The sequence below is a fragment of the Paenarthrobacter sp. NCHU4564 genome (genome assembly GCF_052156435.1).
Taxonomy (GTDB): Bacteria; Actinomycetota; Actinomycetes; order Actinomycetales; family Micrococcaceae; genus Arthrobacter.
In genome coordinates this window covers 127,805-154,266 of the sequence record NZ_JBQLIS010000012.1, presented here as the reverse complement: position 1 = coordinate 154,266, position 26,462 = coordinate 127,805, and the positions used below count along the sequence as shown (strand labels likewise).

Below are 26,462 nucleotides of genomic sequence, written 5' to 3'. Positions count from 1 at the left end.
TCCTCCGTAGCTCAATTGGCAGAGCATTCGACTGTTAATCGAAGGGTTACTGGTTCAAGTCCAGTCGGAGGAGCGCATCGAACCCCGTACCGGCACTGCCCGGTGCGGGGTTCACTTTTTGGTGGACGCCTCCGTCCCGCATACGGCTGCCGGCTCAGACGAAATCCATCTCAACCTGGAGGAACCTGGCGGCCTCGCCTACCGCGGCCACAAAGGCTTCCTGTTCGGTTGGCGGGGTTCGGGGTTCCCGGGGATGCCATTCGTGGGGCGCCGAATAGACGCGGGTGAAGCCACCGCCGGGCGGAGCGTAGAAAATGCCGAAGCGCTGGACCGGCCATTCAGGTGACGTCTCGGGGGCCACCAGCAGGGCGGCGTCGGTCTCCTGGTTGTACCACTGGGCGATGGGCCGGCGCCGGTCGTCCGTGAAGAGTCCTGCAGCATAGAGGGCCGCCGACTGGGGGCTGGTCACCGAGCACAGCCTGTCCCACCACAGCGGAAGGATGCGGTCATCCCGACGCTGCCACGGTGCCGGAAGCGGCTGCAGGTCTTGCCAATGTGGCACACCTCAACTTTATCGCCCGGCGGCGTTGCCGGACAGGGGAAGTACGCTACCGGGACAAGCCAAGCCGCGGGTAAAGCACCTCGAATCCCTTGGTCAACCCGGCGTTCAAAGCGATGCCCACATGACCCCCGTTGGGTACCTCGTAGTAGGTCACGCTCATCCCGGATTCCCTGGCCGCAGCGGAGACTGCCTTTGCCGCGGCCACGTAGGTGACGTCGTCCGATCCCACGGTGAAGACTGCCGTGGTGTCCGGAAACTGCCGGCCCTTCATGATGTTGATTGGCTTTTGGGCGTCGTACGCCGCCTGGTTTCCGTTGAAGATGTCACGGAGGTTCCCTGCCGGGTCCTCGGCTCCCGGGTACTCTTCGCCTGAGATGTCCACCACATTGCCCCACATCTGCGGATACTTCACGGCGAAGGAGATGGCGCACTGGCCGCCGTTTGAGTAGCCGGCAATGGTCCAGTGATCCCGGTCGGGGAGGATGTTCAGGTTGGCCTTGGCCCAGTTGACCACATCCACGTTGATGTACTTCTCCACGTTTCCGTACTTGGCAGTGTCCAGGCAGAGCGTATCGTTTTCGTCCGGCCCGATCTGGTCTGCCACGATCGCAATGGGCGCCAGGCCGTTGTTCCTGGCGGCGAAGTCGTCCAGCGCCGCCGAAACATACTGGGGATCAGGCAGGCCAGGTTGGCCCATCAGGAGCACGTACAGCGGCAGCCGCGGGGGATTGGCGGTCAGCGCTGCCGGCGGCAGGTAGATGCCGGCCGGTCGTGCCGTGAAACCAGACTCCGTGGCGGGGATGACTTGCGTGCCTGCTTCACCTTTGGCGGGCATGTTGGCCGGCGGCTGCCAGTTCTGCCAGAGGGGGCCGGAAGGTATCGTGGCATCCGGGTTCGGCTTGCTCAACTGGATGGCATCCTCAGTGGAAATTCCAAGCGCCGAACCCAGGGTCTTGTTGAGCCCGAATTCCGTATTGATCCCCAGGGCGGCCACCAGCAGGAACACCGGGATGGAGATGGCGGCAACAAGCTTTCGCCAACGCGGGCTGTGGCGGAAGCTGACCACGCAGAGGCCGACGGCCGCAAACCCCGTGATCGCCCAGAACCAGACCCTCGGCGTCAGCCCTACGTGGAAGACATCCCAGACGTCTTCCACGAGCCAGACGGTCAGCCAGCCCACGAGCGCGGCCACGGTAATTCCGACGACGCCTGTCACCACCCAGCGCGCCGACGGCCTAAGGAACAACACCAGGAAGAGGCCGGCGCCGACGGCGATGGCGATGCCCATGACGACGGGACCGCTGATCTCGATCTTCAGGAGGTCGTTCACGGTCGTTTCCCGCCGGTGAATCCACAGTGTCCGGTTCTCACACGGCCTGCTCCCGGGCCACCATCTGCCTCAGCAGCCCTGCGCTTTGGGCGGGAGACAAACCGGGCAGGTACGCCGAACCAACCGCCAGGCCGATGGAGGGAAGCGCCAACGGGTCCTGGTAGTACATGAACAGGGTCCGGTGCTGGGGTTGGAACCGCGACTTGAAGGCCGCCAGCGACTTGAAACCGTACATGGGCTCCAGTGCATTGCCGAGCAGCGCCAGGACCTTGTCCAGGGTGGAGTGGTCACCGTCGCCGCTGTCCGGGCCGGAGCCCGCCAAGGGCGAGCCTGACAGCGAAATTTGGGTAACCTCTTCCTTGAAGCGGTTCACGGCGGAGGCAATCAGAAACTCCATGACGCCCTTGAAGCCCGTTGTGCGCCGTCGCATGAAGTCCAAAGTCCACCCGGTGACCGTGCCGTTCGTGAAGACAGGGAGCCAGCTGGTGACCCCGTGGACCAGTCCGTCGTCGTCAACCGCGACGCAGCACAGTACTTCCGGGTCCTTGAGTTCGTTGAGTCCGCCGAGAGTAAATCCCATCTCGGGGAGCGCCTTGTCAGCCACCCACTCCTCGGAAATTTCCGCCAGTTGGGCCCTGGTACCGGGCGGCATCTCGGGGTAGCGGTACCAGTGGTCCCTGATGGACAACTTCCCGGCCCGGTTCAGGGCCGTGCGAACGTTTTGCCATTCCTTGCCCTGGAAGGTCATGGACTGGACGTTCAGCAGTGTTTCTTCGGCAACCTCCAGTTTGCGGAATCCGCGGGGCAGCAGCGGTCCGTCCAGGTCAGCGGTTGCCGAGTAGAAGCAGGGAATGAGGCCGAGGGCGGCGCAGTGCGCCAGAAAGCCCGTGGCCGCGGCTGCGTGGTGCTCCCGGGCGCCGAATGGGCCGGCCACCGTAAGTGCCACGCCGTTGTGCACCTGATAGGCCACCCCCGCAGAGCGGTCCGGTGTGAACCAGTACTGGTTGTTGTCCCAGAGGGCCATCCAGGACAACGTTCCGCCGCCTTCGTGGAGCAGTTCCCGGGCGTGGCCAAGGTCGGCGGCGGGATCCGTGGCACTGGAGCGGTACCGGCGGAAGTTGTTGAGGACCAGGATCAGGATGCACAACCAGATGACGTCCCCGCCCAGGCCGTAGATGACCGTACTCACCAGGCCCTGCGGCAGTTCCACAACGAACGGTACGGGAAAGGGAACCAGGATGTGCGTGAGCTGCCCGGCAAGGGCCAACAGCGACGAGCGGCCGGGGTTCCCCTCCAGGAACCAGAAGAGGACATACAGCAATATCGCTGCGACGGCCAGGACCAGGGACGTCCTGCCCAGCAGCCGGTAGCCGGCATCGCTGGACTCGACCTGAAACTTGTGGCGGTTGCCGGCCAGCAGCGCCGCAATAATCACCGGTGCCAGGAGGGCCGGCACTGCATACAGCAGCAGGTATCCCAGATCGTCACTGCCCAACTCGACCCCCGGATCGGTGGTGTATTGCAGGATCGACAGCACAGTGACCACGGCCAGGTAAAGCTGAATGACCAGTGTCAGCCGGTAGGCGAGACGGCGCCCGCGGCGGAGTCCTTCGGCGCAGACCAGCAGCAACAGCACGGGAATCAGTGTCAGGATGGCAGCGCCAAAGCTCTGGACGCCCACCACGCTTTGCAGCGTGACGCAGCTGGAATCGTTGTCGCAGGCTTCTCTGACTTCGTCAGCCCCGGGACTGGCTTGGAGCATGACCTCCGAGACCACGGACAGCGGACCGATGTCCAGGGTCCCCGTAAGTTGCGTAAGCAGTGGACCAAGGGCAAAGACGCCCACCACGGTTCCCACCAGGAACCGGGTTTCCCGCAGGCTGGAGGAATGCAGGGAGGCGGCACGGCGGCGAAGCACCCAGACCCTGAATGCCCAGCCCGCCAGGATGCCGATCACAGCTCCGGCAAGGGCCTGGAGCGTCTGGGCCACCCCAACGAACAGGGCAAACATCAACGTGGCGGCCAGCAGCCACGTCCTGAGGCGCCGGCGCCAAAGTGCCTCAAGTGTCGCCGTCGAGCATCCCAGGGCGGCTGCGGCGCCACCGTAGGCGCCCACCGCGTATTCGCCGCCAAGGAAGCTGAGCCACTGGTCGCTGGCGTCGGTACCGAACGTCACCAGGGCCACCAGGACCAGGGCGCTGAGGGCGGCGCCGCCAATGAAGGCCGCAAGCGCCGGCAATGCGCCCATGGTGCGTTCGGCGATGCCCACGCCCACCAGTATGGCGGCGGAACAAGCGAGGTAGTCGAGCAGGGACGAGGCGAAGAATGATGAGCTGAGGACCGACCACCAGGGTCCAGGTTCGACGGCGAGTCCCAGCCCTACCTGCTCCAGCAGGTCCTGGCGTGGGCCGTTGAGGATGCTTCCGGTGGCCAGGCCGGAAATCCACACCACCGCCAGTAGTCCAAGCGTGACCGGGAGGCGTCGCACGCCCGCCAGCCCGCCGATCTTGCCCCTCAAGCCCACAGCCGCACTCATGTGCTGTCCCCTTCACCGGTGGAGCACGGGTTAGTCCCGGCTGGCCACCATTCTGCCCTGCCGGCCGCTGGAAAGGGAGGGCCTATGGGCCGTAGCGGCGGTAGGGTCGGGGCAGGGTTCTCCGGACACCCGTTATTCGCGGTTCCAGGGCCCGGGATTCACCCGGTACAGGACAGCGGCGCCGATCACCGCACCAAGGATCGCGCCGAACAGCGCACTGCCTGCGGCCCTGCCCAGCAAAGCCCCGACGACGGCGCCAAGCACGGCGCCGAGGAAAAGTCCCCGGCCGTTGCGGTGCGGTTTCCTGGTCATGGTCACAGCCTACGCGGTGGGTGGTGCGCTAGTGGATCGACGGGACTGTGCGGGGCCGTACCACCAGCCACAGGGCCGCCACGGCACCGGCGATGCACACCACCTGGACAATGCCCATGGGGACAGCGGAGCTGACGCCCAACCAGCCAACCACCGGGGGAACGATGCCTGCCATGGTGAACTGGGAAGCGCCCAGCAAGGACGCCGCCGTGCCGGCCTGGGCGCCGTGGTTGGCCAAGGCCAGGACCTGGACGCAGGGGAACATGAACCCGGTGGCGCAAATGTAGAACCACAGCGGAACCAGGATGCCCCACAGGCCCACGTGGAGGAGATCCATGACGATGATCAGTGCCGCCATCAGCAGCAGGAAGAGCGTGGCCCAGGCGACGATCCACTGTGGCGCCACCCGCCTGATCAAGCGCGAACTGATCTGGACGCCGGCCACGATGCCCAGGGAGTTCACTCCGAAAAGAATGCCGTACTCCTGCGGGGAGAAATTGTAGACGTTCTGGAAGAGGAAGGTCGAGGCGGACAGGTAAGCGAACAGTCCACCGAAGTTCAGGCTTCCCACCATCAGCATGCCCACGAAGATCCGGTCCGTCAGCACGGTCTTGTATCGCTGCCGGACAGTGACATCGGAAGTGCCGCGCTGCTCCGCCGGAAGCGTCTCCTTAATGAAGAAGATGGACGCGAGGATCACCAGGAGTCCGTAGGCGGCCAGGAAGTAGAAAATGCCGGGCCATGGAAAGACCAACAGCAACTGGGAGCCGATAATGGGCGCCAGGATGGGGGCCAGGCCGTTGACCAAGGACATGCGCGAAAACATCCGGACCATGGAGTAGCCGTGGAAAAGGTCGCGGACCATGGCCATCGCCACCACACCACCGCCTGCTGCGCCGATGCCCATCAGGACACGGAACAGGGACAACAACCCGATGTCCGTGGACAGCGCAGCGCCGAGGGACGAACCAATATGGAGGGCAGTGGCCAGGATCAGCGGCAGCCGTCGGCCGAACTTGTCGCTGAAGGGGCCCACCACCAGTTGCCCCAGACCGAAGCCCACCGTGGTTCCCGTCAGTGTCAGCTGGATGGCTGCAGCGGACACGTTGAAGCTCTCCTCCAGCGCCGGGAACGCGGGGAGGTAAAGGTCCACTGTGAAGGGGCCAAGTGCGGTCAGGGCACCCAGAAGGATGATGTAGACAAGTTTTTCGCGTCGGCTCAGGGAATCGCCCGGAGCAGTGTGGGTGGTCACGATCATCTATCCTATGGCCGTCACATCATATTTATGCAGCGTGTTCGGGCGCGCCGTGGTGGGCGCAGGCGGAAGTTGGGCGGGAACCTGAATGATAGTTTTGAGGACAAGCGCCTGCGGACGTCATTTTTCGGCCGTGGAAGCCCACTACGCAGCCCAGAGGAAGCAGTTAGGCGGAACCCATGAGCGGACGTCATACCGGCAGGACAAGCAAGGGACCGGCCATCCGTGCCTTGCCGAAGACCCTCAAGCTCGTTGCCCGTTTGGCCCCCCGGCAACTCAACGATGAAATCGCCCTTGCCAAGGTCGAAGTCCAACGCAAGGCCAAGCAGGTGGGTGTTGCCGGCGCATTCTTTGGCATAGCCCTGGTTTTCATGTCGTTGCTGGTCATCGCGCTTGTTGTGGCAGCGATCCTTGGGCTTGCCACAGTCATGCCCGGCTGGCTCGCGGCGCTGGTTGTTGCCGCGGTCTTCCTCCTGATCGTCGCGATCGGCGCGCTGATCGGAACCGCCAAATTCAAGAAGGCCATGCCGCTGGTTCCCGAAGACACCATCAGGGGCATCAAGCACGATATCGGCATCGCCAAGGAAGGTTCGGCCTTCGACGAATCGATCCTCGATCCGAACTCACCTGCCGCCAAGGCCGCCAAGGCCCGCAAGGAAGCCGAAGCCGAAAAAGCCAAGGCAGAAAAGGCCGCCAAGGAAGCTGCAAAGGAAGCCGACGCGGTCAAGGCACCTACGGAAGCCGAACTCCGCCGCCGGCTGGACAAGCGCCGTGAACACCTCACCGGAGTCCGTGACGAACTCGGGGAACAGCTGGACGTCAAAAAGCAGGGCAGGATTCTGCTCGGGGAGGCCACCGCCCGGTTCCAGGATGGCAAGGATTTTGCGGCAAGCCGCGTTGCCGGACTGTCGGACTCGGTTCCGGAGGATCTTGCCGGGCGCATCGCTGCACGGTGGAAGGACCTCGCTGCGTTTGCCGCTGCCACGGTCGTCTTCGTGGTGGCGCTGCGGAAACTGCTGAAAAAATAGCAGGCCGCCGCGGTTCCGGAACGTTGACCGCCCGGGCACTCAAGAAACAGGGAAGGGGGACACCATGAGGCTGATCGGTGCTGGTTCGCGCCCCGGTCGACCCCAGGTGGACCACGACCTCGTCTTCACCATCCCCAATATCCTCACTGTCCTGAGGTTCATGGGCGTTCCGTTGTTCGTCTGGCTGGTTCTTTCCCAGAAAGAATACGGCTTTGCGGTCCTGGTGCTGGTCATCATGGGGAGCACCGACTGGGTGGACGGATATATAGCCCGGCGCTTCGACCAAACCTCCAAACTCGGCCGCATCCTGGATCCGATGGCCGACCGGGCCGCCCTGATAGCAGTCGCTTTCACCCTGGCGATCGCCGGCGTCGTCCAATGGTGGTACCTGGCCGCGCTGGTGGTTCCGGATGCGATCCTGGCAACTGCTTCCCTGGTGTATTTCCGCGGCCACCCGGACCTGCCCGTGAGCGTCGTTGGAAAAATCCGCACCGCGTTCCTCCTGGCCGGGACACCGCTGCTTGTGCTGTCCAAACTGCCTGTGCCTTTCACCGATGTGTACTTCGTTTCCGCCTGGGTTTTCCTGGGACTTGGTTTGGTGGGCCACTGGGTTGCGGCCGTCAACTACTTCCGGGCGATCGTCCGCAAGGGCCAGGAACTACGCGACGGCGACGGTGGGCGCGGCTGATGGTGTGGTTGGCGGTTTTCCTTGCTGTCATGGGTGCCTTCTGCCTGGCCATTGGTGCGCAACGGCAGGGCAGCGCCGTGAAGGCCGACACGGGTGGGCTCGCACTCAGTTCGAACGGCTTCCTGCGGCTCCTGCGCAACCCCCGGTGGATGTTCGGCTTGCTGTTGCTGGCAGTAGGCATGGCCATGAACGCCGTCGCCCTGGTCTCCGCGCCGCTCACAGTGGTCCAACCCATCGGGGCGATTGCGCTCGTCATCACCACTGTGGTCAACGCAAAGGATCAAGGCCTCAGCATCAACCGTGCCACCGTGGTGGCTATCACCGCGTGTGTCACCGGCTCGGCACTCTTCGTGCTCCTGGCCGTCAACGTCACCCAGGAAAACCATCATGTGAACGCGGAGGACGAGCTCACGATCGTGCTTCTCCTGGCTTTGGCCGTGGGACTGTTCGGCACGCTCGCCGTTCTTTTCAAACACCGCATGAGCGCGTTCATCTACATTCTGGGTGCCGGAGTCCTGTTCGGCTTCGTCGCCGTGCTGACACGCATCATCGGCAAGCACCTGCTGGATCCCAACGGGTTGTTCCTGCTTAACGTCCAGTGGTACACCATCATCGCCATCGCTGCGGCCGGCGGACTGGGATCCTGGTTCGTGCAGAGCGCGTACTCCGGCGGACCGCCGGACCTCGTCATCGCCGGCCTGACCGTTATCGATCCCATCGTTGGTATTGCGATCGGCATCGTGATTCTTGGTGAGCTGCGTCCCGATGTCCACGCCGTAACGGCCATCGCCATGGCTGCGGCGGCTCTCCTTGCTATCGTGGGAGTAATCGCCCTGAGCCGGCACCACCCGGAAGTCACCAAACGCAAGAAGGATGCCAAGGCGGCTCCGCACCGGAAGGCTTAGGTCGACGCAGCACCTTGCGCCGTCCGCTCCACAGCGGACAGGCAAACCGGCGACACCGCAGCATTGCATGCCAACGCTGTCCGCACCGTGACCATCAGGAGTTCTCCACGTGACCATTCCCGACACCACCACACCCCTCACCATCCTGATTGCTGCGGATACCTACCCGCCGCACGTCAACGGCGCAGCCCAATTCGGCTACCGCCTGGCCAAGGGGATGACGGGCCGTGGCCACAACGTCCACGTTTTGGCATGCCGCCAGGACAAGGGAAAGAGCTTCACGGAATTCCGCAGTGAAGCCACCGTGCACCGCCTGCGTTCGCACAGCGTGCCCACCCACGACTACTTCCGCATCTGCTTTCCCTGGGAGATCAAGAAGGAAATCAGCCTGTTGTTCGACATGGTGCAGCCGGATGTCGTCCACATCCAAAGCCACTACATGATCGGCGAGCACGTCCTGTACGAGGCCGTGAAGCGCGGAATCAGGATCGTGGCCACCAACCACTTCATGCCTGAGAACCTGAACCCGTTCCTGCCCTTCCCGCAGTGGTTCAAGAACATCATCGGCAAGATCTCCTGGAAGGACATGGGCAAGGTGATGGGCCAGGCCGACGTCGTCACGACGCCGACTCCTCTGGCTGCCAAGGCCATGCACCAGCACGCCTTCCTGCGTAAAGTGCTGCCGCTGTCCAACGGCATAGATTCTGCTGCCTACGAACTCCAGCCGGGCGAGACGATTGAGCCCCATGCCCACCCGACCGTTCTCTTCGCCGGCCGCCTGGCCGAGGAGAAACACGTTGACGTCCTGATTGACGCCATCGCCAAGACGCGGCAGGAACTGAATATCCACTTGGAGATTGTTGGCGGAGGTGAAGTCCGCGCAGCTTTGGAAGCCCAGGTGGAGCGCCTGGGGTTGGGTGGCCGCGTGAAGTTCCTCGGCCTCGCCTCCGATGAGGAGCTCCGCGAGGCCTACATCAAGGCTGATATCTTCTGCATGCCCGGCACCGCGGAACTTCAATCCCTGGTCACGCTGGAAGCCATGTCCGCTTCAACGCCGGTGCTGCTGGCCGACGCCATGGCACTGCCGCACCTGGTCCGCGACGGCGACAACGGATACCTCTTCACGCCCAATGACAGCGGTGAGCTTGCCGCCAAGATCACCAAGCTCGTGCAGCTTCCCGAAGACCAACTGCGGGCCATGGGTAAAGTCAGCCGCGAGATGGTGGAACCCCACAGCATCAATGGGACCCTGCAGACGTTCGAAGACCTTTACCGGGGTGCCGCTTACGAAGACAAGGTGGTGTGACCGGAGCACCCTCCGGCAACCATTAGTATTGCTAGAGTGCTTTCCTGCAGGAGTCCTGTGACCAGGGCTCCTGCAGGTTTCACGGGGCTATAGCTCAGCTGGTTAGAGCGCGGGACTCATAATCCTAAGGTCCTCGGTTCAAGTCCGAGTAGCCCTACCTTCATGGGAGCCGTGGTGGACGCTGGATGCATCCACCACGGCTCTTCGTCGTTACCAGGATCAGGCGGTGGCGCCCATGGCCAGCGACAGCGCGCGCCGGAGGCGGTCGGACTCTGCGCTGCCTGTCGTGGCCAGCCGGAGCAAGGGTATGCCGTAGGCCCGGCATACAGCGTCCTTGAGGGCATCCCGCGCGTTGCGCTGCAGGACCATCCTCGGGTATGTTACTGACCAGTAACATACCCGACGGTAACTTGCCTGCCGTGGTCGTTGAGGACCACCCATGAAGGAGACACTATGTCCAACGCCGCATTCGACCCCGCCGGCCTTCCTTATGCAGACGGTGACTTCTACGCCTTCGAACAACTGCTGACGGGCAAGGAACAGGACCGCCTGGCCGAAGTCCGGGAATTCCTGGACCGCGAAGTCAAGCCCGTGGCCGTGGACTCGTGGAACCGGGCGGAATTTCCCATGGAGCTCATTCCCAAGCTGGGTGAGCTGGACCTGGTGAGCCCTGTCCGCAGGCAGGGCTACTCCAACTTGTTCGCCGGCATCCTGCATGCCGAGGTCACCCGGGCTGATGCCTCCATTGCCACCTTCATGGGCGTGCACGATGGTCTGTTCACAGGCTCCATTGAAGCGCTGGCCTCGCAGGAGCAGAAGGACGCCTGGCTGCCCGAGATCTACTCCCTGAAGAAAATCGGCGCCTTTGGGCTGACTGAGCCGCTGGGTGGATCCGATGTTGCCGGGGGGACCCGGACCACGGCCCAGCGCGACGGCGACAAGTGGATCCTTAACGGCGCCAAGCGCTGGATCGGCAACGCCACGTTTTCCGACTGGGTGGTCATCTATGCCCGGGATCTGGCCGACAACCAGGTGAAAGCCTTCCTGGTGGATACGTCCCTGCCGGGGTACTCGGCGCAGAAGATTGAAAACAAGATCTCGCTGCGTACGGTGCAGAACGCGGACATCACCTTGGACAACGTGGTGGTGCCCGAATTCTTCAAGCTTGCCAACGCGAACAGTTTCCGTGATACCAACAAAGTCCTCAAAGTGACGCGCCTTGCTGTTGCGTGGCAGGCTGTTGGGCTCCAGCTGGCTGCCTTCGATGTTGCCCGGAGCTACGCCGTGGAGCGTCAGCAGTTCGGCCGGCCCTTGGCCCGCTTCCAGCTTGTCCAGGACCAGTTGGTGCAGATCCTGGGCAACGCCGTGGCCTCCATGGGAATGATGGTCCGGTTGGCCCAACTGGAGGACGCCGGCGTGGCCAAAGATGAACAGTCCGCGCTGGCCAAGGCCTTCACGACCGCCCGCATGCGCGAAAGTGTCGCTCTGGGCCGGAACATCCTGGGTGGCAACGGGATCGTGACGGACTATGGGATGGCCAAGATCTTCGCCGATGCAGAAGCCATTTACTCGTACGAAGGAACGTACGAGATCAACACCTTGGTGGCCGGCCGTGCCATCACCGGGGTGTCTGCAATCGTCTAGTTCCCTTTGGCGCCCGGTCTCTCAGTGGATGGGCAGCAGGATTGAGGGACGCAGATCGAGGACGAAGGCCAGAGGATTGACGTAGTCGTCCCCGCGGCGGACGCCCCAGTGCAGGCAGGTACCCTGACAGTGCGCCGGGGCCGCCGCAAGGTTTCCAATGACTTGCCCTTTGGTGACGTGGTCTCCGGGCTTAAGTCCGGTGTCCACCGGCTCAAAGCTGCTGCGCAAACCGCCGCCGTGGTCGATGGTCAGGACGGTGCGGTCAACCACTGTGCCGGCAAATGACACCACGCCGTCCGCGGGGGAGGCGACGGCCGGCGCTGCGGTGACCGGGCCGGCGTCGTGGGCTGCTCCCAAGTCCACCCCGCGATGCCCGCTGAGCCATGGTTTGTCCGGAGGGTCGAACGTCCGGAGGACGTGCGGCTTGGGGGAGAGCGGCCATGACCAACGGCCCTGGCCCGGCGGGGGAGCGGTGCTGCCGGCAGGGCCGGCCAGCAGCGCGGCAACGAGAATGGGAATGAGCTTTGCGAAGACCATGGCTCCAGCCTTCCGTGGGGCCGGGCGCGGGAACCATGCCCAAGGTTCGGTATGTGGACAAATCACCCCGAAGGCCGGTCAAACACCTGGGCTGGCTGTAGTACACTTGATGGAGCAGTTTGCTGTGCCCTCAAGCTTGTTCAGGAGCATGTCTCATTCAGATATGTGAGGGGCTCAGACTGACTACGCGTATCCAGCCCTCCACCAGCCAGGCCTCGTGGCTTATGGCTGCGGAGGATTGTGCCTCCTGCGGTCCGGAGCCCCTGCGGTTCCGGCGGGAGCGCAATGGATGCCAGGAGCCGAGCCCGTCCGGGCCGCGGCTGAATAACCGTCAACTATTGGCAGGGTAAGAGGCCCTCAAGGGTCTCTCATGAATGACCTGCCGGAAGGAGCGTCGGCATGCCCGTCGTAACCATGCGCCAGCTGCTTGACAGCGGCGTCCACTTTGGACACCAGACCCGTCGTTGGAACCCGAAGATGAAGCGCTTCATCTTCACCGAGCGCAACGGCATCTACATCATTGACCTCCAGCAGTCGCTGTCCTACATCGACCGCGCCTACGAGTTCGTCAAGGCCACTGTCGCCCACGGCGGCACCGTCCTGTTCGTCGGCACCAAGAAGCAGGCCCAGGAAGCAATTGCTGAGCAGGCTACCCGTGTTGGCCAGCCCTACGTCAACCAGCGTTGGCTGGGCGGTATGCTCACCAACTTCTCCACGGTTGCCAAGCGTATCCAGCGCATGAAGGAACTCGAAGAAATCAACTTCGAGGACGTCGCCGGCTCCGGCTACACCAAGAAGGAGCTCCTGCTCCTCAAGCGCGAACTCACCAAGCTCGAGTCCAACCTCGGTGGTATCCGCAACCTGACCAAGGCACCCTCCGTTCTGTGGGTTGTTGACACCAAGAAGGAACACCTTGCTGTTGACGAAGCCAAGAAGCTGAACATCCCGGTTGTTGCCATCCTGGACACCAACTGCGACCCCGACGAAGTCGACTTCCCGATCCCGGGCAACGACGACGCCATCCGCTCCGTCAACCTGCTCACCCGCGTTGTTGCCGACGCCGTTGCTGAGGGCCTGATCGCCCGCAACCAGCGCTCCACCGGCACCACCGAAGCTCCGGAAGAGCCCCTGGCTGAGTGGGAGCGCGAGCTCCTCGAAGGCAGCAAGGCTGAAGAAGCTCCGGCCGCAGAAGCCGCACCGGAAGCTGCAGCTGCAGAAGCCGAAGCAGCCAAGTAAATCTGGACCTTCCCTGACGCCAAAACCGTCGGGGGCAACTGACGGGATGGCGGCTCACAAGGTGGGCTGCCGTCCTTCAGTTACGTAAACACATAAATTTCTAGACAGAGGGGTTCACATGGCGAACTACACTGCTGCTGACATCAAGGCCCTGCGCGAGCGCACGGGCGCCGGCATGATGGACGTCAAGAAGGCTCTCGACGAGGCCAACGGTGACGCCGAGAAGGCCATCGAGATCATCCGTATCAAGGGCCTCAAGGGTGCTACCAAGCGCGAAGGCCGCTCCACCGCAGAAGGCCTGGTTGCTGCCAAGGTCAACGGCGGCGTGGGCGTAATGATCGAGGTCAACTGCGAGACCGACTTCGTTGCCAAGGCTGACAAGTTCATTCAGCTGGCTGACAAGGTCCTCAACGTTGCAGTCGAGTCCGGCGCTGCCGACCTCGACACCCTGCTGGCCACCGAGGTCGACGGCAAGAAGCTTGCCGACGTCGTCATCGAAGAGGGCGCTGTCCTCGGCGAGAAGGTTGTTGTCCGCCGTATCTCCCGCGTTGAAGGCACCACGGTCGACGCTTACCTGCACAAGACGTCCAAGGACCTTCCGGCCCAGGTCGGCGTTCTGTTCGCTGTCGACGGTGAAGGCGAAGCCGCTGCCACCGCCGCGCACGACATCGCGGTCCACGTTGCAGCCATGGCTCCGAACTACCTGACCCGCGAAGACGTCCCCGCGGAACTGGTTGAGTCGGAGCGCCGCATTGCCGAAGAGACCGCCAAGGCTGAAGGCAAGCCGGAAGCTGCACTCGCCAAGATCGTTGAAGGCCGCGTGACGGGCTTCTACAAGGGTGAGGTCCTGGTTGACCAGGCATTTGCCAAGGATTCCAAGAAGACCGTTGCACAGGTCCTTGAGGAAGCCGGCGTCAAGGCAACCGCAGTAACCCGTTTCCGCGTCGGAAACTAGCAATTCATGAAGAGGGGTGGTCACTTCGGTGGCCGCCCCTTTTTCATGCACTCGTCAGGGCGTTACCTGCCCTGACCCAAGCACGATACTCTAGCCAGAGTCCATCAATGGGAAGGCACCATGGAAACCGACAACACTGCAATCCAGCCCGAGAAGACCCGCCGCCGTGTACTTCTGAAGCTCTCCGGCGAGGTCATCGGCGGAGGCAAGCTCGGCGTCGATCCTGAGACCGTCCGTGCCATCGCCAAGCAGGTCGCGGCCGCCGTGCCCGACGTCGAAATCGCCATTGTGGTCGGTGGCGGCAACTTCTTCCGCGGCGCCGAACTGTCCCAGAGCGGCATGGACCGTTCCCGCGCGGACTACATGGGCATGCTCGGAACGGTCATGAACTGCCTGGCCCTGCAGGACTTCCTGGAGCAGGCCGGCGTGGAAACCCGCGTCCAGAGCGCCATCACCATGGGCCAGGTTGCGGAGGCATACATTCCGCGCCGTGCCATCCGCCACATGGAAAAGGGCCGCGTGGTCATTTTCGGTGCCGGTGCCGGCCTGCCGTACTTCTCCACCGATACCGTGGCTGCCCAACGCGCCCTCGAAGTCCACGCAGACGTGGTACTGATGGCCAAGAGCGGCGTGGACGGTGTCTACACCGCGGACCCCAAGAAGGACGCTGCAGCCGAGAAGCTCGATGTCCTCAGCTATGACGACGCCCTGCGCCGGGACATCCGCGTCATGGACCAGACGGCCATGACCATGTGCAAGGACAACAAGCTGTCCATGGTGGTTTTCGGCATGGAGGGCGAGGGCAACGTCACCCGGGCCATCCTTGGCGAAACGCTGGGAACTCTGGTCACGCCGTAGCAGCGGCTAGGATATTTGCAGGACGTCCGCCCCTGGGGGCGGATCTTTACTGTGCAGTGCGGCCCCGCACGTGGGCAGCGACTATTTTCTGAGGAGATACCCGTGATCGAAGAGACCTTGCTCGAAGCCGGCGAGAAGATGGACAAGGCGGTTGAGGTAGCCAAGGAGGACTTCGCCTCGATCCGTACGGGCCGTGCCAACCCCGGGCTCTACAACAAGGTGATCGTGGAATACTACGGCACCCCCACGCCCCTGCAGCAGCTGGCCTCCTTCGCAGTGCCGGATGCCCGCACGATCCTGATCACCCCTTACGACAAGAGCGCACTCCGCGACATTGAAAAGGCCCTGAGCGATTCCGAGGTCGGCGCCAACCCGTCCAACGACGGCAACGTCATCCGGGTCACGATTCCTGAGCTCACCAAGGAGCGCCGCAAGGAGTACGTGAAGATCGTCAAGGGCAAGGGCGAAGACGCCAAGGTTTCCGTCAGGAGCATCCGCCGCAAGGCCAAGGATGCGCTGGACAAGCTCGTCAAGGACGGCGAAGCCGGCGAGGACGAAGGCGCCCGTGCGGAAAAGGAACTGGACGCCATCACCAAGCAGCACGTGGACAGCATTGACGACCTCCTCAAGCGCAAGGAAGCCGAGCTGCTCGAGGTCTGATGAGCCAGGCAGAGCCGGTGCCTGCGGGACCCACACCGACGCAGGAAACCCGCAAGGGCGCCAAAAGACTCCGTGAGAATCCGACGCCGAGGGCGGGACGAAATCTTCCCGCAGCAATCGGCGTCGGATTGGCCATGCTGCTGGCGGTCCTCGGAGGGCTGTTGTTCCTTCCGCTGGGGTTCGTCCTGCTCACCACGTGTTTTACGGTTCTCGGCGTCTGGGAGGTGTACCGCGCACTCGAGGCCCAGGGCACCAGGATGCCGATCATTCCTGTAATGGTCGGCAGCCTGGCGATGCCGGTTTCTGCGTACTTCGGCGGGCTGGAAGGACTGCTGTTCACCATGGTGGCCAGCAGTGTGGCGGTCCTGCTGTGGCGGTCCATCGAGAGCGCCGCCGGTGCACCACGGAGCGTTTTTGCCGGCGTATTCACCTTGGCGTGGGTGCCGTTCCTCATCAGCTTTGCCGCCCTGCCGCTGCACGCCAGCGCCGGTCCTACACCGATTGGCTTCTGGCCGGACGGCATTCCGCAAGGTGCCTGGCAGATCGCTGCCATGCTCTTGTTGGTGGTTTCCAACGACACGTTCGGCTACATCGTGGGTGCGTCGTTCGGCAAGCACCCCATGGCACCGAAAATCAGCCCGAAAAAATCATGGGAAGGGTTTGCCGGTTCTGTGGGCGGGGCCATGGTGATCGGGGTGCTGGCGTGCATCTTCCTCCTGGACAAACCGTGGTGGGTGGGCCTGATCCTCGCCACCGGTATGGTGGCCGCAGCTACTGCGGGCGACCTCGCCGAGTCAATGGTCAAACGCGAGCTCGGTGTGAAGGACATGAGCAGCATCCTCCCCGGGCACGGCGGGGTCATGGACCGGCTTGACTCGATCGTGTTCGCCGCCCCGGTAGCCTATGTTCTGTTCGCGCTGCTGAGCGGCGTCTGACAACACTGATGAAGGATAAGTAGTGGCTTTGGATATTCGACGCCAGATTCCGGCAACGTTCGAGCGCGTGGAGCGCAGCAAGTACGGCTACAACGCCAAGCAGGTTGATGCCTTCCTGGGCCGTGCCAGGGCATCGTTCGAAAACCCTGCCGGTGCGGCGGACCCTGTGGCCAGCACTGATGTCCGTGACGTAGCCTTCGACCCCGTCAAAGGCGGCTATGACGCGCACAGCGTGGACGCCGCCCTCGACCGCCTGGAGGACGCCTTCGCCCGGCGTGAGAGGGACGACCTCATCAGCAGCCAGGGAGAGGAAGCGTGGCTGCGCCAGATCGGCAAGCTTTCGGGCATCCTGCGGGGCCGGCTTCACCGGCCCGACGGCGAACGGTTCCGCCGCCCGGCCAGGAAGCGCGCCCGCAGCTACAACGTTGAAGAGGTCGACGCCCTGTGCCGCCAGCTCATCGGCTACCTTGAGCATGACCAGCAATTGAGCGTCGACGCCGTCAGGCGCGCTGTCTTCCGTGCGGCCAAGGGCGATGAAGGTTACGAAGAAGCCCAGGTGGACGCCTTCCTGGACCGGGTCGTCGAACTGATGGCCGCGATCGACTAGGAGCGCTCCGTCGGCGTGGACGGAGTCGGCGATATTGGCGGGTTGGCTTTCCAGACGCCGTCATACAGGCGCTTGCCTCTCAGCAGCGACACCATGAAAAAGCCCAGTGCCACGAGGATCGCGGCGGTCACCGCGGCAGCGGCAGGCAGGCCCAGCACGGTCAGTACCGAACCGAGCAGCAATGCCAGCAGGGCCGCGTTAGCCGTCATCATGAACATCATGCTGCTGCCTGCCACCTGGCTGAAGGCCGTCCGTCCTCCCAGGAAGTAGTAGGTTCGGTTGGAACCGGCTTCGTCGTCGTGGTAACCGGCCATCATATACCGGGCCATTCCAGGGTCCAGCTCAACGTAGGCCGCCCGCAGCCTGTTCATGGCCAGGACATACATGAGGTCCTCCATGCCCACATTGATCACCCTGATCTGGGTCAGGAGTCCCACGGCCACGTCGATGCCGAGGATGGTCAGCGCAAAGGCCCGGAATGCCTCGGAAAACTGGGTGGCATTGCCTACCAAAGCCACGCTCAGAAGGCTCGCCGAGGTGAACGTCAGGAACATGCTGATCCGGGTGAGGACCTCGCCCTGGGTGGTACTTCGCGAGGCGAGCAGGCTCCAGTGCTCGGTGGCCAGCAATTGCGCCCGCACGCCGGGGGAGATTGCCGGTGGTTCGGGACTGGTAGTTCCCGGTTCCTCGGACATGGCGTCATTGTCCACCCTGCGCACTGCCTAAACAACTGGCCAAACAACCGGCCCGGACAACATGTTCAGGCACGGCGGCGTTCAAGCGGTTAACCCGCTACCTCTCGGTGGCGACCGGCCGCTCCGGTACGTGCAGCCTCGACATGACCCTGTTGACGGAACCCGGGATCCTGTCCTTGGTCGCGAGGGAAACAGCTACGGTCACGGCGAACGCAGCGGGTACGGTCCAGGCGGCGGGCTGGGCCAGCCAGGCAGGCGCGGCCACCGAACCCAGCACGGTACCGACCACCATGGCGCCGCCGCAGAGCAAGGCGCCCGTGACCATGCCGCTGATTGCCCCCACGTCGGTCAGGCCCCGCCACCAGATTCCCAGCAGGAGGACCGGGCAGATGGTGGAGGCGGTGAAGGCAAAGACCAGGCCCACGCTTCCGGCCAGGGCCAGCGAGTCGGTCATGAACGCAAAGCCCAGAGGCACGACGGCGGCAAGCACCGCCGCGAGCCGGAAACCTTTGACGCTTCCTCCAAAGAGGTCCTGGCTGATGACGCCGGAGAGTGAGACGACGAGTCCGGACGTCGTGGACAGGAAGGCTGCGAATGCCCCGGCTACGACGAGGGCGGAGAGCAGGTCGCCGGCCACGCCACCGACGATCCTCCCGGGCAGCAGCAGGACCAGGGCATCCGCCTGGCCCGCCTGCGCCAGGTCCGGCGCGAACATCCTGCCAACAGCCCCCGACACGGTGGGAAAGAGGTAGAACACGGACAACAGTCCCAGGACGATCAGCGTGGTGCGCCGTGCGGACTGGCCATCGGGGTTTGTGTAAAACCGCACCAGGACGTGGGGCAGGCCCAGCGTTCCGAAGAGCAGGGCCACCATCAGCGAGATGTTCTGGTAGGCGCTGGCCGCCGGTTGGCCGGTGGGATTGACGGGCAGCCCGGCTTGGGGGAGTGCGCCGTTTCCTGCGAGGACCAGGAGCACGAACACCACCGGTACGGCCAAGGCGGTGAGCTTCAGCCAATACTGGAAGGCCTGGACAAAGGTAATCGAGCGCATGCCACCTGCCACCACCGTGAGGCACACGACTGCTACGACCGCCGTCGAACCTGCCCAGGAGGGCAGACCCGTGGTGATCCGGATGGTCAAGGCTGCGCCGTGGAGTTGCGGGACGATGTACAACCAACCGACGGCCACCACGACCAGGCTGGTGATGCGGCGGACCGCGCGGGAGTCGAGACGGGCCTCTGTGAAGTCGGGGATCGTGTAGGCCCCCGACCGTCTCAAGGGGGCAGCGACGAAGAGGAGCAGCATCAGGTACCCGGCCGTGTACCCGACAGGGAACCACAGAGCGTCTGTCCCGGACAGCAGGATCAGTCCGGCAACACCCAGGAAGCTGGCAGCCGACAAGTACTCACCGCCGATGGCCGAGGCGTTCCACCAGGGCGGCACGGTCCGCGAGGCAACATAGAAATCGCCCGTTGTCCGGGAGATGCGCAGACCGTAAAAGCCGATGACCGCCGTCGTGATGGACACGGCGAGGAACGCTGTCAACCCGACCGCCGGATTCACTTGTCCTCCACCAGGTCGCGGTAGCGTGCTTCATTCCGCGCGGCGGCGCGGTTGAAGAACCACGCACTGATCCCGATCACGGGATAGACCCCGGCACCCAGCAAAAGCCAGTCCAGCGGTACGCCCAGGATGCGTGTCTCCGCGACGCCCGGACCGTAGACGAGCATGAGGGCAAAGGCCCCCAGGATGACCAGGAAGCCGCACCCGACCACCAAGGCGAGCCGCAACTGCGACCTGATCAGGGAACGGATGAACACCTGGCCGGCGTCCGAATCTTCGCTGACGTCGCTCCCGTGCGGGAGACGGACGGGAACCGCCGGGGCCGCCTGCCGCGGGGCAGTAACCCTGACCCGGGTCATCCTTGGGGCCGGATCCGGGTGGATTGCAACTTGTCCCGGACCAATGGCAGGTGGCGCCGGCTGATGGGAAGCTCGGCTCCTGCCACGGTCACGCTCGGGCCCGATGCCGCCAGCTTGAGGTGGCCCACGTGGCCCAGCGCCACGAGGTAGCTGCGGTGGATGCGGAGGAAGCCCGCCCCGGCCCATTTCTGTTCGAGGTCGCTGAGGGGAACTCGGATCAGGTAGCTGGCTTCGGCTGTATGGAGCCGTGCGTAGTCTCCCTGTGCCTGGACGTAAAGGACATCGTCCCGCCGGATCATCCTGGTTGTTCCTCCCAGATCCACGGTGATCATCTCAGGGGCGGGCGTACCATCCTTGATGAGGTCGCTGATCCGGTCCACCGAGCGGGCAAGCCGCTCCGCCCGCAGCGGTTTGAGCAGGTAGTCAATGGCCGCGAGGTCGAAAGCTTCCAGGGCACAGTCTTCGTCTGCGGTGACGAACACGACGGCGGGCGGGTTGCTGCTGCGCGCAATGGCCCGGGCGATGTCCAGCCCGGACAGTGCCGGCATGTGGATGTCCAGGAACACGGCGTCCACTGTTTCCGATTCCAGCGTTCGCAGGGCCTCGGCACCTGAAGACGCACGGTGGATGGCGCCGATGCGCTCATCCCTGCCCAGCAGGAAGGCAAGCTCCTCCACGGCTGGAAGTTCGTCGTCGGCAACGAGCACGTTGATCATGGTTATAGATTAGCCCCGCGCTTCAGGCGTCATGGCCGGGCTGGGACTTGGGGACCCGCATGGTGATCAGCGTTCCTTCGTCCGGTGCGGTTTCTATCACGAGGCCGTGGTCGTCGCCGTACACCTGGCGGAGGCGTGCGTCGACGTTGCGCAGGCCAACATGGTCGCCGTCCATATGTCCGGCGAGCACCGAGCGCAGATGCTCCGGGTCCATGCCCACGCCGTCGTCCTCGATGGTGACTTCAGCGAACGCCCCGGAATCGTTGGCGCAAATGGTGATATGGCCGGGGCCTTCCTTGGCTTCAAGGCCGTGCCGGACGGCGTTCTCCACCAGTGGCTGCAGGCTGAGGAACGGAATGACGGTACTCAGGACTTCCGGGGCGATCCGGAGGCTGACCTGGACGCGTTCGCCGAAGCGTGCCCGTTCCAGGAGCAGGTAGCGGTCAATGCAGCGCAGTTCCTCAGCCAGCGTGGTGAAGTCCCCGTGCCTGCGGAACGAATAGCGGGTGAAGTCAGCGAACTCCACCACAAGTTCCCGGGCCCGTGCGGGATCGGTGTTGATGAAGGAGGCGATCGCGTTCAATGAGTTGTAGATGAAGTGCGGGCTGATCTGCGCCCGGAGTGCCCTGACTTCCGCCTCCATCAGCAGGGTCCGGGACGCTTCGAGCTCGGCGAGTTCCACCTGGGCAGCGATCCAGTCGGCCACCTCGCTGGTGGCCCGGACGAGCCCGGCGCCCGCGGAAGGGGCCAAGGCGGCGACCGAGCCCACCACCCGGGATCCGGCCCGGATCGGTGCAATGACAGCGCTGAAATCGTGATGGCCGCTTCCCGGTGCCGCCGGCGCCCCGGCGTGGGGGACGACTGCGGTCCGCCCGGTCGCCAGGACGTCTGCGGCCAGGCGCATCAGGTCCGGCCGCAGTTCTTCCGCCGCTCCATCCCATGCCAGGACCGAAGTGGTGTCCGTTATGGCCAGGGCATCGCATGCCAGGAGCGACCGCAACTGTTTGCTGGCCTTGGCCGCACCGGCAGGCTGCAGTCCGCTCCGAAGGTGCTGGCCTGCGCGCGAGGCGGCATGGAGGGTGTTGTACGTGGCCCGCTCGGCGTCGGTGCCCAGGTCCCGGAAGGAACGGATCACCTTGAGGCCGACCCCGACGACGACGGCCACGGCCAGCACGATGACCGAGATGGCGGCGGCGGTGAAAAGCGGGGAGTCAGGCATAGACACAGAGTAGCCAAAAGCCGCGGACAACAAGCGAACGGGCGCCGGCCCTGCCGTTTGCCGCAGCATCGCGACCGTTGAGCGACCGTGGTGCCCCGGATGCTGGAACACTCCGCAGGGCACGTTCGATAGTGATTGCAGTCACATTGGCAAGGCGCGTGAGCCGATGTGGAGAGATCACAACCAGGAGGAACCATGGGTAATGAGGCCCAACCCCAGGACGCCACGGCGTCGGTGGACTTTCAGGAAGTCCAGCAAACGGAGCGGTTCAAGACACTGCGCAAGAGGCATCGGAGTTTCGTCTTCCCCATGGCAGCGGCATTCCTGCTGTGGTACTTCGCCTACGTCCTGTTGGCCGACTATGCGGTGGAGTTCATGTCCATCAAAGTGTGGGGCAACATCAACATCGGGCTGATTTTGGGCCTGCTGCAGTTCGTCAGCACGTTCGGCATCACGGCATGGTACGTGAGCTACTCCAACAGGAAGCTTGATCCGATCGCGGCCGAGATCCGGCACGAGATCGAGGGCCACGAATTCGACAAGGACGGCAACGCCATCAAGGGAGCCAGGAAATGAAGACACTCGTCCCTGCCGTGAACGTTGCGGCAATGCAGGACACCACCCTGCTCAACATGGGCATCTTCGCCCTGTTTGTCCTGGTCACGATGGTTATTGTGTTCAGGGCCAGCCGGAACAACAAGACGGCGGCGGACTACTACGCAGCAGGCCGTTCCTTCACAGGGTCCCAGAACGGCACCGCGATCGCCGGCGACTACCTTTCAGCAGCCTCATTCCTGGGCATCACGGGCGCGATCGCCATCAATGGATATGACGGCTTCCTCTACTCGATCGGCTTCCTGGTGGCCTGGCTGGTGGCCCTGCTCCTGGTAGCCGAGCTCCTGCGGAACACCGGCAAGTTCACCATGGCCGACGTTTTGTCCTTCCGCCTTCGCCAGCGTCCCGTCCGGATCGCGGCCGCACTGTCCACCCTGGCCGTGTGCTTCTTCTACCTTCTCGCCCAGATGGCCGGTGCCGGCAGCCTTATTTCACTCCTGCTGGGCATCAGCGACTGGGGCGGACAGGCCCTGGTGATCATCGTCGTCGGCGCCCTCATGATCATGTACGTCCTTATCGGCGGCATGAAAGGCACCACCTGGGTGCAGATCATCAAAGCCATCCTGCTGATCGCTGGCGCTGCGGTGATGACCGCGTGGGTCCTGGCCATCTACGGCTTCAACCTCTCGAGTCTCCTGGGGTCGGCGGCCGAGGCAGCAAACAACCCTGCAGTCCTGAACCCCGGACTCCAGTACGGAAAGACCGAGACTTCCAAGCTGGACTTCATGTCCCTGGGACTTGCGTTGGTCCTTGGAACGGCAGCCCTCCCACACGTACTGATGCGCTTCTACACCGTGCCTACCGCCAAGGAAGCCCGCAAATCCGTGGTGTGGTCCATCTGGCTCATCGGCTTGTTCTACCTGTTCACCCTGGTGCTTGGCTACGGCGCCGCGGCCCTGGTTGGTGCCGAAACCATCCGGACGGCCCCGGGCGGTGTGAACTCCGCAGCACCGCTGCTGGCCTTCCACCTCGGCGGACCGCTCCTGCTCGGCTTCATCTCCGCAGTAGCCTTTGCCACCATCCTCGCAGTGGTAGCCGGCTTGACCATCACCGCCGCTGCATCATTTGCCCACGACATCTACGCGAACGTCATCGCCAAGGACAAGGCCGACGCCACCACGGAAGTGAAGGTCGCCCGGCGCACGGTGGTAGTCATCGGCGTCCTGGCCATCCTGGGCGGCATTTTCGCCAACGGACAAAATGTGGCATTCCTGGTGGCGCTCGCCTTCGCTGTAGCAGCCTCGGCCAACCTGCCCACGATCGTCTACTCGCTGTTCTGGCGGAAGTTCACCACGCAGGGAGCGGTCTGGAGCATGTACGGCGGCCTGGCCTCGGCGATCCTGCTGATCACGTTCTCGCCCGTGGTGTCCGGCGCCAAGACGTCCATGATCCAGGGCGCCAACTTCGCCTTCTTCCCGCTCAGCAACCCCGGCATCGTGTCCATCCCGTTGGCCTTCTTCCTTGGCTGGCTGGGCACCGTCCTGGACAAGCGGCGCGAGGACCAGGCCAAACAGGCCGAGATGGAAGTGCGCTCGCTGACAGGTGTGGGAGCCGAAAAGGCGGTGGACCACTAGCCTGCACCAGAGGGGCTCCTCCTGCCGCACGGCAGGAGGAGCCCCTCTGCATGGACCGGCTACTTCTTCAAGCTGAGCCATTCCCGCAGTTGCGCCAGCGGCCACGTGGTGACAATCCTCTCCCGGGGAACGCCCGCTGCCTCAGCGCGTTCGGCCCCGTATTGGAGGAAGTCGAGCTGTCCCGGGGCGTGCGCATCACTGTCGATGCTGAAGAGGCAGCCCGCATCAAGGGCCATGGCGATCAGATGATCGGGCGGATCCTGCCGCTCGGGCCGTGAGTTGATTTCGACGGCGACGCCCCACTCGGCACATTCCTTAAACACCTTGGCGGCGTCGAACTCGGATTCAGGCCGGGTCCCGCGGGAGCCCTGCACGAGGCGGCCGGTGCAGTGGCCGAGGACGTTGGTGTGGGGATCCCGGATGCCGCCCAGCATCCGCCCGGTCATGGTCTTCCGGTCCGAGCGGAGCTTCGAATGGACGCTGGCCACCACGACGTCGAGCTGGTCCAGCATTTCCGGTGTCTGGTCCAGCGTGCCGTCTTCCAGGATGTCCACTTCTATGCCTTTGAGCAGACGGAAACCCTCATGCTGCTGGTTGATCTCTTCCACCACGGCAAGCTGGGATTCGAGCCGTTCGACGCTCAGGCCATTGGCGATCGTCAGGTTGGGGGAGTGGTCGGTGAGGGCCAGGTACTCGCGGCCCAAGGTCTTGGCCGCGGCCACCATGGTTTCGATCGGCGATCCGCCGTCAGACCAGTTGCTGTGGCTGTGGAGGTCGCCGCGGAGCTTTTCCCGGAGGCCATGTCCACCCGATGCCAACGGCTCGGCTCCGCGCTGGCGAAGATCGGCAAGGTAATCGGGGACCCGGTCTTCCATAGCCTGGGTGATGACCTCTGCGCTGCGGTTGCCGACTCCCTTGACGCTCGTGATCCGTCCCGAAGCCACCAGCGAAGCCAGCTGTCCGGGCGAAAGCTGCCGCACGGCGTCGGCCGCTTTTCGAAAAGCCTGGACTTTGAACGTGGGGGCCAGACTGCGTTCGAGCCAAAAGGAAATCTCATCGAGCGCCTCTACGGGATCCATGGCTCCATGATCCACGAACGCGGCGCGCCATCAAACAGTGGGCAATGCCGACGGCGCGCCGGTCCTGGCCGGACCACCTAGTGGTGGTGGCTGGGGATTTGTATCTGGTTGCCCGGTTGCGGTGCCTGGCCGTGTTCCCCGTGGGGAACGGCGTACTGGCCCGCCATCGACGCGGCCAGGCCCGGGGTGGCAACCGAGGCAACAACGACGGCGGCTCCGAAAGCGGCCGCCAAAAGCCGCCCGGTCCTCGGCTGGCCGTGGGCGCCGCCGTCGTTGGTCTTTTTCTGCCGGTCCAGCCAGCCGGCTCCGGCGAGTGCCATGAGAACCAGGCAGAGCGCGGTGAGGTGGCTGATTCCTGTCGAACTGCCCGCTTCCGGCCCGACGGCCAGCACCAGAAGGTGTCCTGCCGCGGCCACTGCCAGGGCGGGCTTGACCACCCTGGGAAGAACGAGGGAGTTTCGATGGAGCGCCATCAAGGCCCAGGCCATCAGGCCCAGGCCGGCAGCCAAGGTGGCTACGCCTGCTGCCGGCCTGGCTGCGCCACCTGGGAACGTGCCGCTGCCGGCCAGGTAGCCGGCAGCGAGCGACAGCTCCACCATCCCTGCAGCCATGGCAGCGAAACAGGCGAACAACAGCGCCGATGCCTTCAATGTTGGATGGTGTGGTTCCGTCATCTGCCTGTCCTCCCGCGTGGTGGTCCCCGAGTCGACTGTCACCAGACCTGCGTCCTGCCTAGGCGCGGGCAGAAGCGACGACGGCCTTGTCCTGGGACAGGGCAACACCCAGGAGAACCACGGCGCTGGCGAGGTGCAGGACGTTGTCCGCTCCGTTGAGGGCGATGATGTTCAGCGGGCTTCCCACCAGGAAGAGGCCCAGGACGCCAACCAGCAGGTAGACACCGCCAACCGTGGTGTTGACTCCCTTGGCCAGCGTGACACTGTTCAGTCCGGCGTACAGGAGCGCTGCGCCGATGGCCAGGTGGATGATGTTGTGCAGCGGGTTGACCGCGAAGATGATCAGGGTTGCCCCCTCGGTGGCGAAGAACCCGGTTCCCGACGTAACGAAGAATCCGAGCACGCCTACCAGGAGGTACACGGCTCCGAAGATGGTGGCGATCAAGCGATTGGGCGAAGTGCGCATGGTCCGAACCTTTCGGTGCTGGCCGGGGTCTGACCGGCCTTTGAACAAAGCCCCGGGCGGGGCTCTCAGCCAGTGGTTCGGATCATGCGTTGCCGTGGATGGGTCAGTTTACTCATTATTTTCCGGCACTAGCCGGTCGTGTGGTGC

The 26,462-nt window shown here is 63.9% G+C and carries 28 protein-coding genes and 2 tRNA genes; 15 read left to right on the top strand and 15 right to left on the bottom strand.

Annotated elements, in window-relative coordinates; translation table 11 throughout:
- Nucleotides 1-73 (top strand) — tRNA-Asn (locus tag ACSVIE_RS13880).
- 81 nt (nt 74-154) lie between these two features.
- On the opposite strand, the gene ACSVIE_RS13875 is transcribed toward ACSVIE_RS13880, so the two are convergent.
- From ACSVIE_RS13875 to ACSVIE_RS13855, 5 genes are all read right to left on the bottom strand, one after another.
- Entirely contained in the window at nt 155-562 is a 408-nt protein-coding gene (locus tag ACSVIE_RS13875) for a hypothetical protein (protein WP_426006722.1), read from the bottom strand.
- 46 nt (nt 563-608) lie between these two features.
- Nucleotides 609-1,892 carry an alpha/beta hydrolase gene (locus ACSVIE_RS13870; RefSeq protein WP_442424200.1) on the bottom strand — a complete coding sequence of 428 codons (1,284 nt, stop codon included), beginning with the start codon at nt 1,890-1,892 and terminating at the stop codon, nt 609-611.
- A gap of 37 nt (nt 1,893-1,929) precedes the next feature.
- On the bottom strand, nt 1,930-4,428 hold the full coding sequence (locus ACSVIE_RS13865; protein WP_442424199.1) for a bifunctional lysylphosphatidylglycerol flippase/synthetase MprF: 2,499 nt from the start codon (nt 4,426-4,428) through the stop codon (nt 1,930-1,932).
- A gap of 132 nt (nt 4,429-4,560) precedes the next feature.
- Nucleotides 4,561-4,740 (bottom strand): hypothetical protein, encoded by a 180-nt coding sequence (locus ACSVIE_RS13860; RefSeq protein ID WP_426006726.1) that lies wholly within the window; start codon nt 4,738-4,740, stop codon nt 4,561-4,563.
- A gap of 28 nt (nt 4,741-4,768) precedes the next feature.
- Nucleotides 4,769-5,998, bottom strand: a complete 1,230-nt coding sequence (locus tag ACSVIE_RS13855; RefSeq protein WP_442424198.1) for a multidrug effflux MFS transporter — start codon at nt 5,996-5,998, stop codon at nt 4,769-4,771.
- Between the two features lie 176 nt (nt 5,999-6,174).
- Here ACSVIE_RS13855 and ACSVIE_RS13850 point away from each other — a divergent pair, with 176 nt between their 5' ends.
- The 5 genes from ACSVIE_RS13850 to ACSVIE_RS13830 all read left to right on the top strand — a co-directional run bounded on the left by ACSVIE_RS13850 (nt 6,175) and on the right by ACSVIE_RS13830 (nt 10,079).
- Nucleotides 6,175-7,023: a phage holin family protein gene (locus tag ACSVIE_RS13850; RefSeq protein ID WP_426006728.1), complete on the top strand. Its 849-nt coding sequence runs from the start codon at nt 6,175-6,177 to the stop codon at nt 7,021-7,023.
- A gap of 64 nt (nt 7,024-7,087) precedes the next feature.
- On the top strand, nt 7,088-7,711 hold the full coding sequence (locus ACSVIE_RS13845) for a CDP-alcohol phosphatidyltransferase family protein (protein WP_426006729.1): 624 nt from the start codon (nt 7,088-7,090) through the stop codon (nt 7,709-7,711).
- Complete coding sequence (locus tag ACSVIE_RS13840; protein ID WP_442424197.1) at nt 7,711-8,616, top strand: DMT family transporter; 906 nt, start codon at nt 7,711-7,713, stop codon at nt 8,614-8,616. The genes ACSVIE_RS13845 and ACSVIE_RS13840 overlap by 1 nt, the downstream gene beginning before the upstream one ends.
- Before the next feature lie 109 nt (nt 8,617-8,725).
- On the top strand, nt 8,726-9,922 hold the full coding sequence (locus tag ACSVIE_RS13835; protein WP_442424196.1) for a glycosyltransferase: 1,197 nt from the start codon (nt 8,726-8,728) through the stop codon (nt 9,920-9,922).
- Between the two features lie 83 nt (nt 9,923-10,005).
- A tRNA-Ile gene (locus ACSVIE_RS13830) sits at nt 10,006-10,079 on the top strand.
- A gap of 62 nt (nt 10,080-10,141) precedes the next feature.
- On the opposite strand, the gene ACSVIE_RS13825 is transcribed toward ACSVIE_RS13830, so the two are convergent.
- Nucleotides 10,142-10,291 (bottom strand): DUF2726 domain-containing protein, encoded by a 150-nt coding sequence (locus ACSVIE_RS13825; RefSeq protein ID WP_442424195.1) that lies wholly within the window; start codon nt 10,289-10,291, stop codon nt 10,142-10,144.
- An 84-nt stretch (nt 10,292-10,375) separates the two neighbouring features.
- On the opposite strand from ACSVIE_RS13825, the gene ACSVIE_RS13820 reads away from it, so the two are divergent.
- Nucleotides 10,376-11,566 (top strand): acyl-CoA dehydrogenase family protein, encoded by a 1,191-nt coding sequence (locus ACSVIE_RS13820; RefSeq protein ID WP_426006733.1) that lies wholly within the window; start codon nt 10,376-10,378, stop codon nt 11,564-11,566.
- Between the two features lie 21 nt (nt 11,567-11,587).
- Here ACSVIE_RS13820 and ACSVIE_RS13815 read toward each other — a convergent pair whose 3' ends face one another.
- A complete protein-coding gene (locus ACSVIE_RS13815; RefSeq protein ID WP_442424194.1) occupies nt 11,588-12,103 on the bottom strand; it encodes a murein hydrolase activator EnvC family protein in 516 nt (171 codons plus the stop codon).
- A 399-nt stretch (nt 12,104-12,502) separates the two neighbouring features.
- On the opposite strand from ACSVIE_RS13815, the gene rpsB reads away from it, so the two are divergent.
- The 6 genes from rpsB (at nt 12,503) to ACSVIE_RS13785 (ending at nt 17,354) form a co-directional block, all read left to right on the top strand.
- Nucleotides 12,503-13,339 (top strand): 30S ribosomal protein S2, encoded by an 837-nt coding sequence (gene rpsB / locus ACSVIE_RS13810; RefSeq protein WP_426006735.1) that lies wholly within the window; start codon nt 12,503-12,505, stop codon nt 13,337-13,339.
- 118 nt (nt 13,340-13,457) lie between these two features.
- On the top strand, nt 13,458-14,294 hold the full coding sequence (gene tsf / locus ACSVIE_RS13805; protein ID WP_364160114.1) for a translation elongation factor Ts: 837 nt from the start codon (nt 13,458-13,460) through the stop codon (nt 14,292-14,294).
- A gap of 120 nt (nt 14,295-14,414) precedes the next feature.
- A complete protein-coding gene (gene pyrH / locus ACSVIE_RS13800; RefSeq protein WP_442424193.1) occupies nt 14,415-15,152 on the top strand; it encodes a UMP kinase in 738 nt (245 codons plus the stop codon).
- Nucleotides 15,153-15,254: 102 nt separating this feature from the next.
- Complete coding sequence (gene frr, locus ACSVIE_RS13795) at nt 15,255-15,812, top strand: ribosome recycling factor (protein ID WP_021472577.1); 558 nt, start codon at nt 15,255-15,257, stop codon at nt 15,810-15,812.
- Nucleotides 15,812-16,747 carry a phosphatidate cytidylyltransferase gene (locus ACSVIE_RS13790; RefSeq protein WP_426006738.1) on the top strand — a complete coding sequence of 312 codons (936 nt, stop codon included), beginning with the start codon at nt 15,812-15,814 and terminating at the stop codon, nt 16,745-16,747. The genes frr and ACSVIE_RS13790 overlap by 1 nt, the downstream gene beginning before the upstream one ends.
- 22 nt (nt 16,748-16,769) lie before the next feature.
- Complete coding sequence (locus tag ACSVIE_RS13785; RefSeq protein ID WP_426006739.1) at nt 16,770-17,354, top strand: DivIVA domain-containing protein; 585 nt, start codon at nt 16,770-16,772, stop codon at nt 17,352-17,354.
- Here ACSVIE_RS13785 and ACSVIE_RS13780 read toward each other — a convergent pair.
- The 5 genes from ACSVIE_RS13780 to ACSVIE_RS13760 all read right to left on the bottom strand — a co-directional run bounded on the left by ACSVIE_RS13780 (nt 17,351) and on the right by ACSVIE_RS13760 (nt 21,907).
- Nucleotides 17,351-18,049 carry a hypothetical protein gene (locus tag ACSVIE_RS13780; RefSeq protein ID WP_426006740.1) on the bottom strand — a complete coding sequence of 233 codons (699 nt, stop codon included), beginning with the start codon at nt 18,047-18,049 and terminating at the stop codon, nt 17,351-17,353. The two genes, ACSVIE_RS13785 and ACSVIE_RS13780, sit on opposite strands and share 4 nt — an antisense overlap.
- 97 nt (nt 18,050-18,146) lie before the next feature.
- Nucleotides 18,147-19,613 (bottom strand): cation acetate symporter, encoded by a 1,467-nt coding sequence (locus tag ACSVIE_RS13775; RefSeq protein ID WP_426006742.1) that lies wholly within the window; start codon nt 19,611-19,613, stop codon nt 18,147-18,149.
- Nucleotides 19,610-19,972 carry a hypothetical protein gene (locus tag ACSVIE_RS13770; protein ID WP_426006743.1) on the bottom strand — a complete coding sequence of 121 codons (363 nt, stop codon included), beginning with the start codon at nt 19,970-19,972 and terminating at the stop codon, nt 19,610-19,612. The genes ACSVIE_RS13775 and ACSVIE_RS13770 overlap by 4 nt, the downstream gene beginning before the upstream one ends.
- Nucleotides 19,969-20,688, bottom strand: a complete 720-nt coding sequence (locus ACSVIE_RS13765; protein WP_442424192.1) for a LytR/AlgR family response regulator transcription factor — start codon at nt 20,686-20,688, stop codon at nt 19,969-19,971. The genes ACSVIE_RS13770 and ACSVIE_RS13765 overlap by 4 nt, the downstream gene beginning before the upstream one ends.
- Before the next feature lie 22 nt (nt 20,689-20,710).
- Nucleotides 20,711-21,907 (bottom strand): sensor histidine kinase, encoded by a 1,197-nt coding sequence (locus tag ACSVIE_RS13760; protein WP_426006745.1) that lies wholly within the window; start codon nt 21,905-21,907, stop codon nt 20,711-20,713.
- 195 nt (nt 21,908-22,102) lie between these two features.
- Between ACSVIE_RS13760 and ACSVIE_RS13755 the strand changes: the two genes are divergently transcribed.
- Nucleotides 22,103-22,483 (top strand): DUF485 domain-containing protein, encoded by a 381-nt coding sequence (locus ACSVIE_RS13755; RefSeq protein WP_426006747.1) that lies wholly within the window; start codon nt 22,103-22,105, stop codon nt 22,481-22,483.
- Nucleotides 22,480-24,096, top strand: coding sequence for a solute symporter family protein (locus tag ACSVIE_RS13750; RefSeq protein ID WP_442424191.1), 1,617 nt, complete (start codon nt 22,480-22,482; stop codon nt 24,094-24,096). Before ACSVIE_RS13755 ends, ACSVIE_RS13750 begins: the two co-directional genes overlap by 4 nt.
- Nucleotides 24,097-24,155: 59 nt before the next feature.
- Here the strand turns inward: ACSVIE_RS13750 and ACSVIE_RS13745 are convergent, their stop codons facing one another.
- The 3 genes from ACSVIE_RS13745 to ACSVIE_RS13735 all read right to left on the bottom strand — a co-directional run bounded on the left by ACSVIE_RS13745 (nt 24,156) and on the right by ACSVIE_RS13735 (nt 26,315).
- Entirely contained in the window at nt 24,156-25,175 is a 1,020-nt protein-coding gene (locus ACSVIE_RS13745; RefSeq protein WP_426006750.1) for a PHP domain-containing protein, read from the bottom strand.
- Nucleotides 25,176-25,252: 77 nt separating this feature from the next.
- Nucleotides 25,253-25,891: a hypothetical protein gene (locus tag ACSVIE_RS13740; RefSeq protein WP_442424190.1), complete on the bottom strand. Its 639-nt coding sequence runs from the start codon at nt 25,889-25,891 to the stop codon at nt 25,253-25,255.
- A gap of 16 nt (nt 25,892-25,907) precedes the next feature.
- Nucleotides 25,908-26,315 (bottom strand): DUF4383 domain-containing protein, encoded by a 408-nt coding sequence (locus tag ACSVIE_RS13735; protein ID WP_426006752.1) that lies wholly within the window; start codon nt 26,313-26,315, stop codon nt 25,908-25,910.
- Between the last annotated feature and the right edge of the window lie 147 nt (nt 26,316-26,462).

Coding starts and splice junctions, on each gene's coding strand:
- tsf (WP_364160114.1), top strand. CDS start 13,458: ATGGCGAACTACACTGCTGCTGACATCAAGGCCCTGCGCGAGCGCACG.
- ACSVIE_RS13780 (WP_426006740.1), bottom strand. CDS start 18,049: ATGTCCGAGGAACCGGGAACTACCAGTCCCGAACCACCGGCAATCTCC.
- ACSVIE_RS13825 (WP_442424195.1), bottom strand. CDS start 10,291: ATGGTCCTGCAGCGCAACGCGCGGGATGCCCTCAAGGACGCTGTATGC.
- pyrH (WP_442424193.1), top strand. CDS start 14,415: ATGGAAACCGACAACACTGCAATCCAGCCCGAGAAGACCCGCCGCCGT.
- ACSVIE_RS13850 (WP_426006728.1), top strand. CDS start 6,175: ATGAGCGGACGTCATACCGGCAGGACAAGCAAGGGACCGGCCATCCGT.
- ACSVIE_RS13845 (WP_426006729.1), top strand. CDS start 7,088: ATGAGGCTGATCGGTGCTGGTTCGCGCCCCGGTCGACCCCAGGTGGAC.
- ACSVIE_RS13840 (WP_442424197.1), top strand. CDS start 7,711: ATGGTGTGGTTGGCGGTTTTCCTTGCTGTCATGGGTGCCTTCTGCCTG.
- ACSVIE_RS13755 (WP_426006747.1), top strand. CDS start 22,103: ATGGGTAATGAGGCCCAACCCCAGGACGCCACGGCGTCGGTGGACTTT.
- ACSVIE_RS13765 (WP_442424192.1), bottom strand. CDS start 20,688: ATGATCAACGTGCTCGTTGCCGACGACGAACTTCCAGCCGTGGAGGAG.
- ACSVIE_RS13760 (WP_426006745.1), bottom strand. CDS start 21,907: ATGCCTGACTCCCCGCTTTTCACCGCCGCCGCCATCTCGGTCATCGTG.
- ACSVIE_RS13820 (WP_426006733.1), top strand. CDS start 10,376: ATGTCCAACGCCGCATTCGACCCCGCCGGCCTTCCTTATGCAGACGGT.
- ACSVIE_RS13855 (WP_442424198.1), bottom strand. CDS start 5,998: ATGATCGTGACCACCCACACTGCTCCGGGCGATTCCCTGAGCCGACGC.
- ACSVIE_RS13860 (WP_426006726.1), bottom strand. CDS start 4,740: ATGACCAGGAAACCGCACCGCAACGGCCGGGGACTTTTCCTCGGCGCC.
- ACSVIE_RS13745 (WP_426006750.1), bottom strand. CDS start 25,175: ATGGATCCCGTAGAGGCGCTCGATGAGATTTCCTTTTGGCTCGAACGC.
- ACSVIE_RS13750 (WP_442424191.1), top strand. CDS start 22,480: ATGAAGACACTCGTCCCTGCCGTGAACGTTGCGGCAATGCAGGACACC.
- ACSVIE_RS13865 (WP_442424199.1), bottom strand. CDS start 4,428: ATGAGTGCGGCTGTGGGCTTGAGGGGCAAGATCGGCGGGCTGGCGGGC.
- ACSVIE_RS13815 (WP_442424194.1), bottom strand. CDS start 12,103: ATGGTCTTCGCAAAGCTCATTCCCATTCTCGTTGCCGCGCTGCTGGCC.
- ACSVIE_RS13735 (WP_426006752.1), bottom strand. CDS start 26,315: ATGCGCACTTCGCCCAATCGCTTGATCGCCACCATCTTCGGAGCCGTG.
- ACSVIE_RS13790 (WP_426006738.1), top strand. CDS start 15,812: ATGAGCCAGGCAGAGCCGGTGCCTGCGGGACCCACACCGACGCAGGAA.
- rpsB (WP_426006735.1), top strand. CDS start 12,503: ATGCCCGTCGTAACCATGCGCCAGCTGCTTGACAGCGGCGTCCACTTT.
- ACSVIE_RS13770 (WP_426006743.1), bottom strand. CDS start 19,972: ATGACCCGGGTCAGGGTTACTGCCCCGCGGCAGGCGGCCCCGGCGGTT.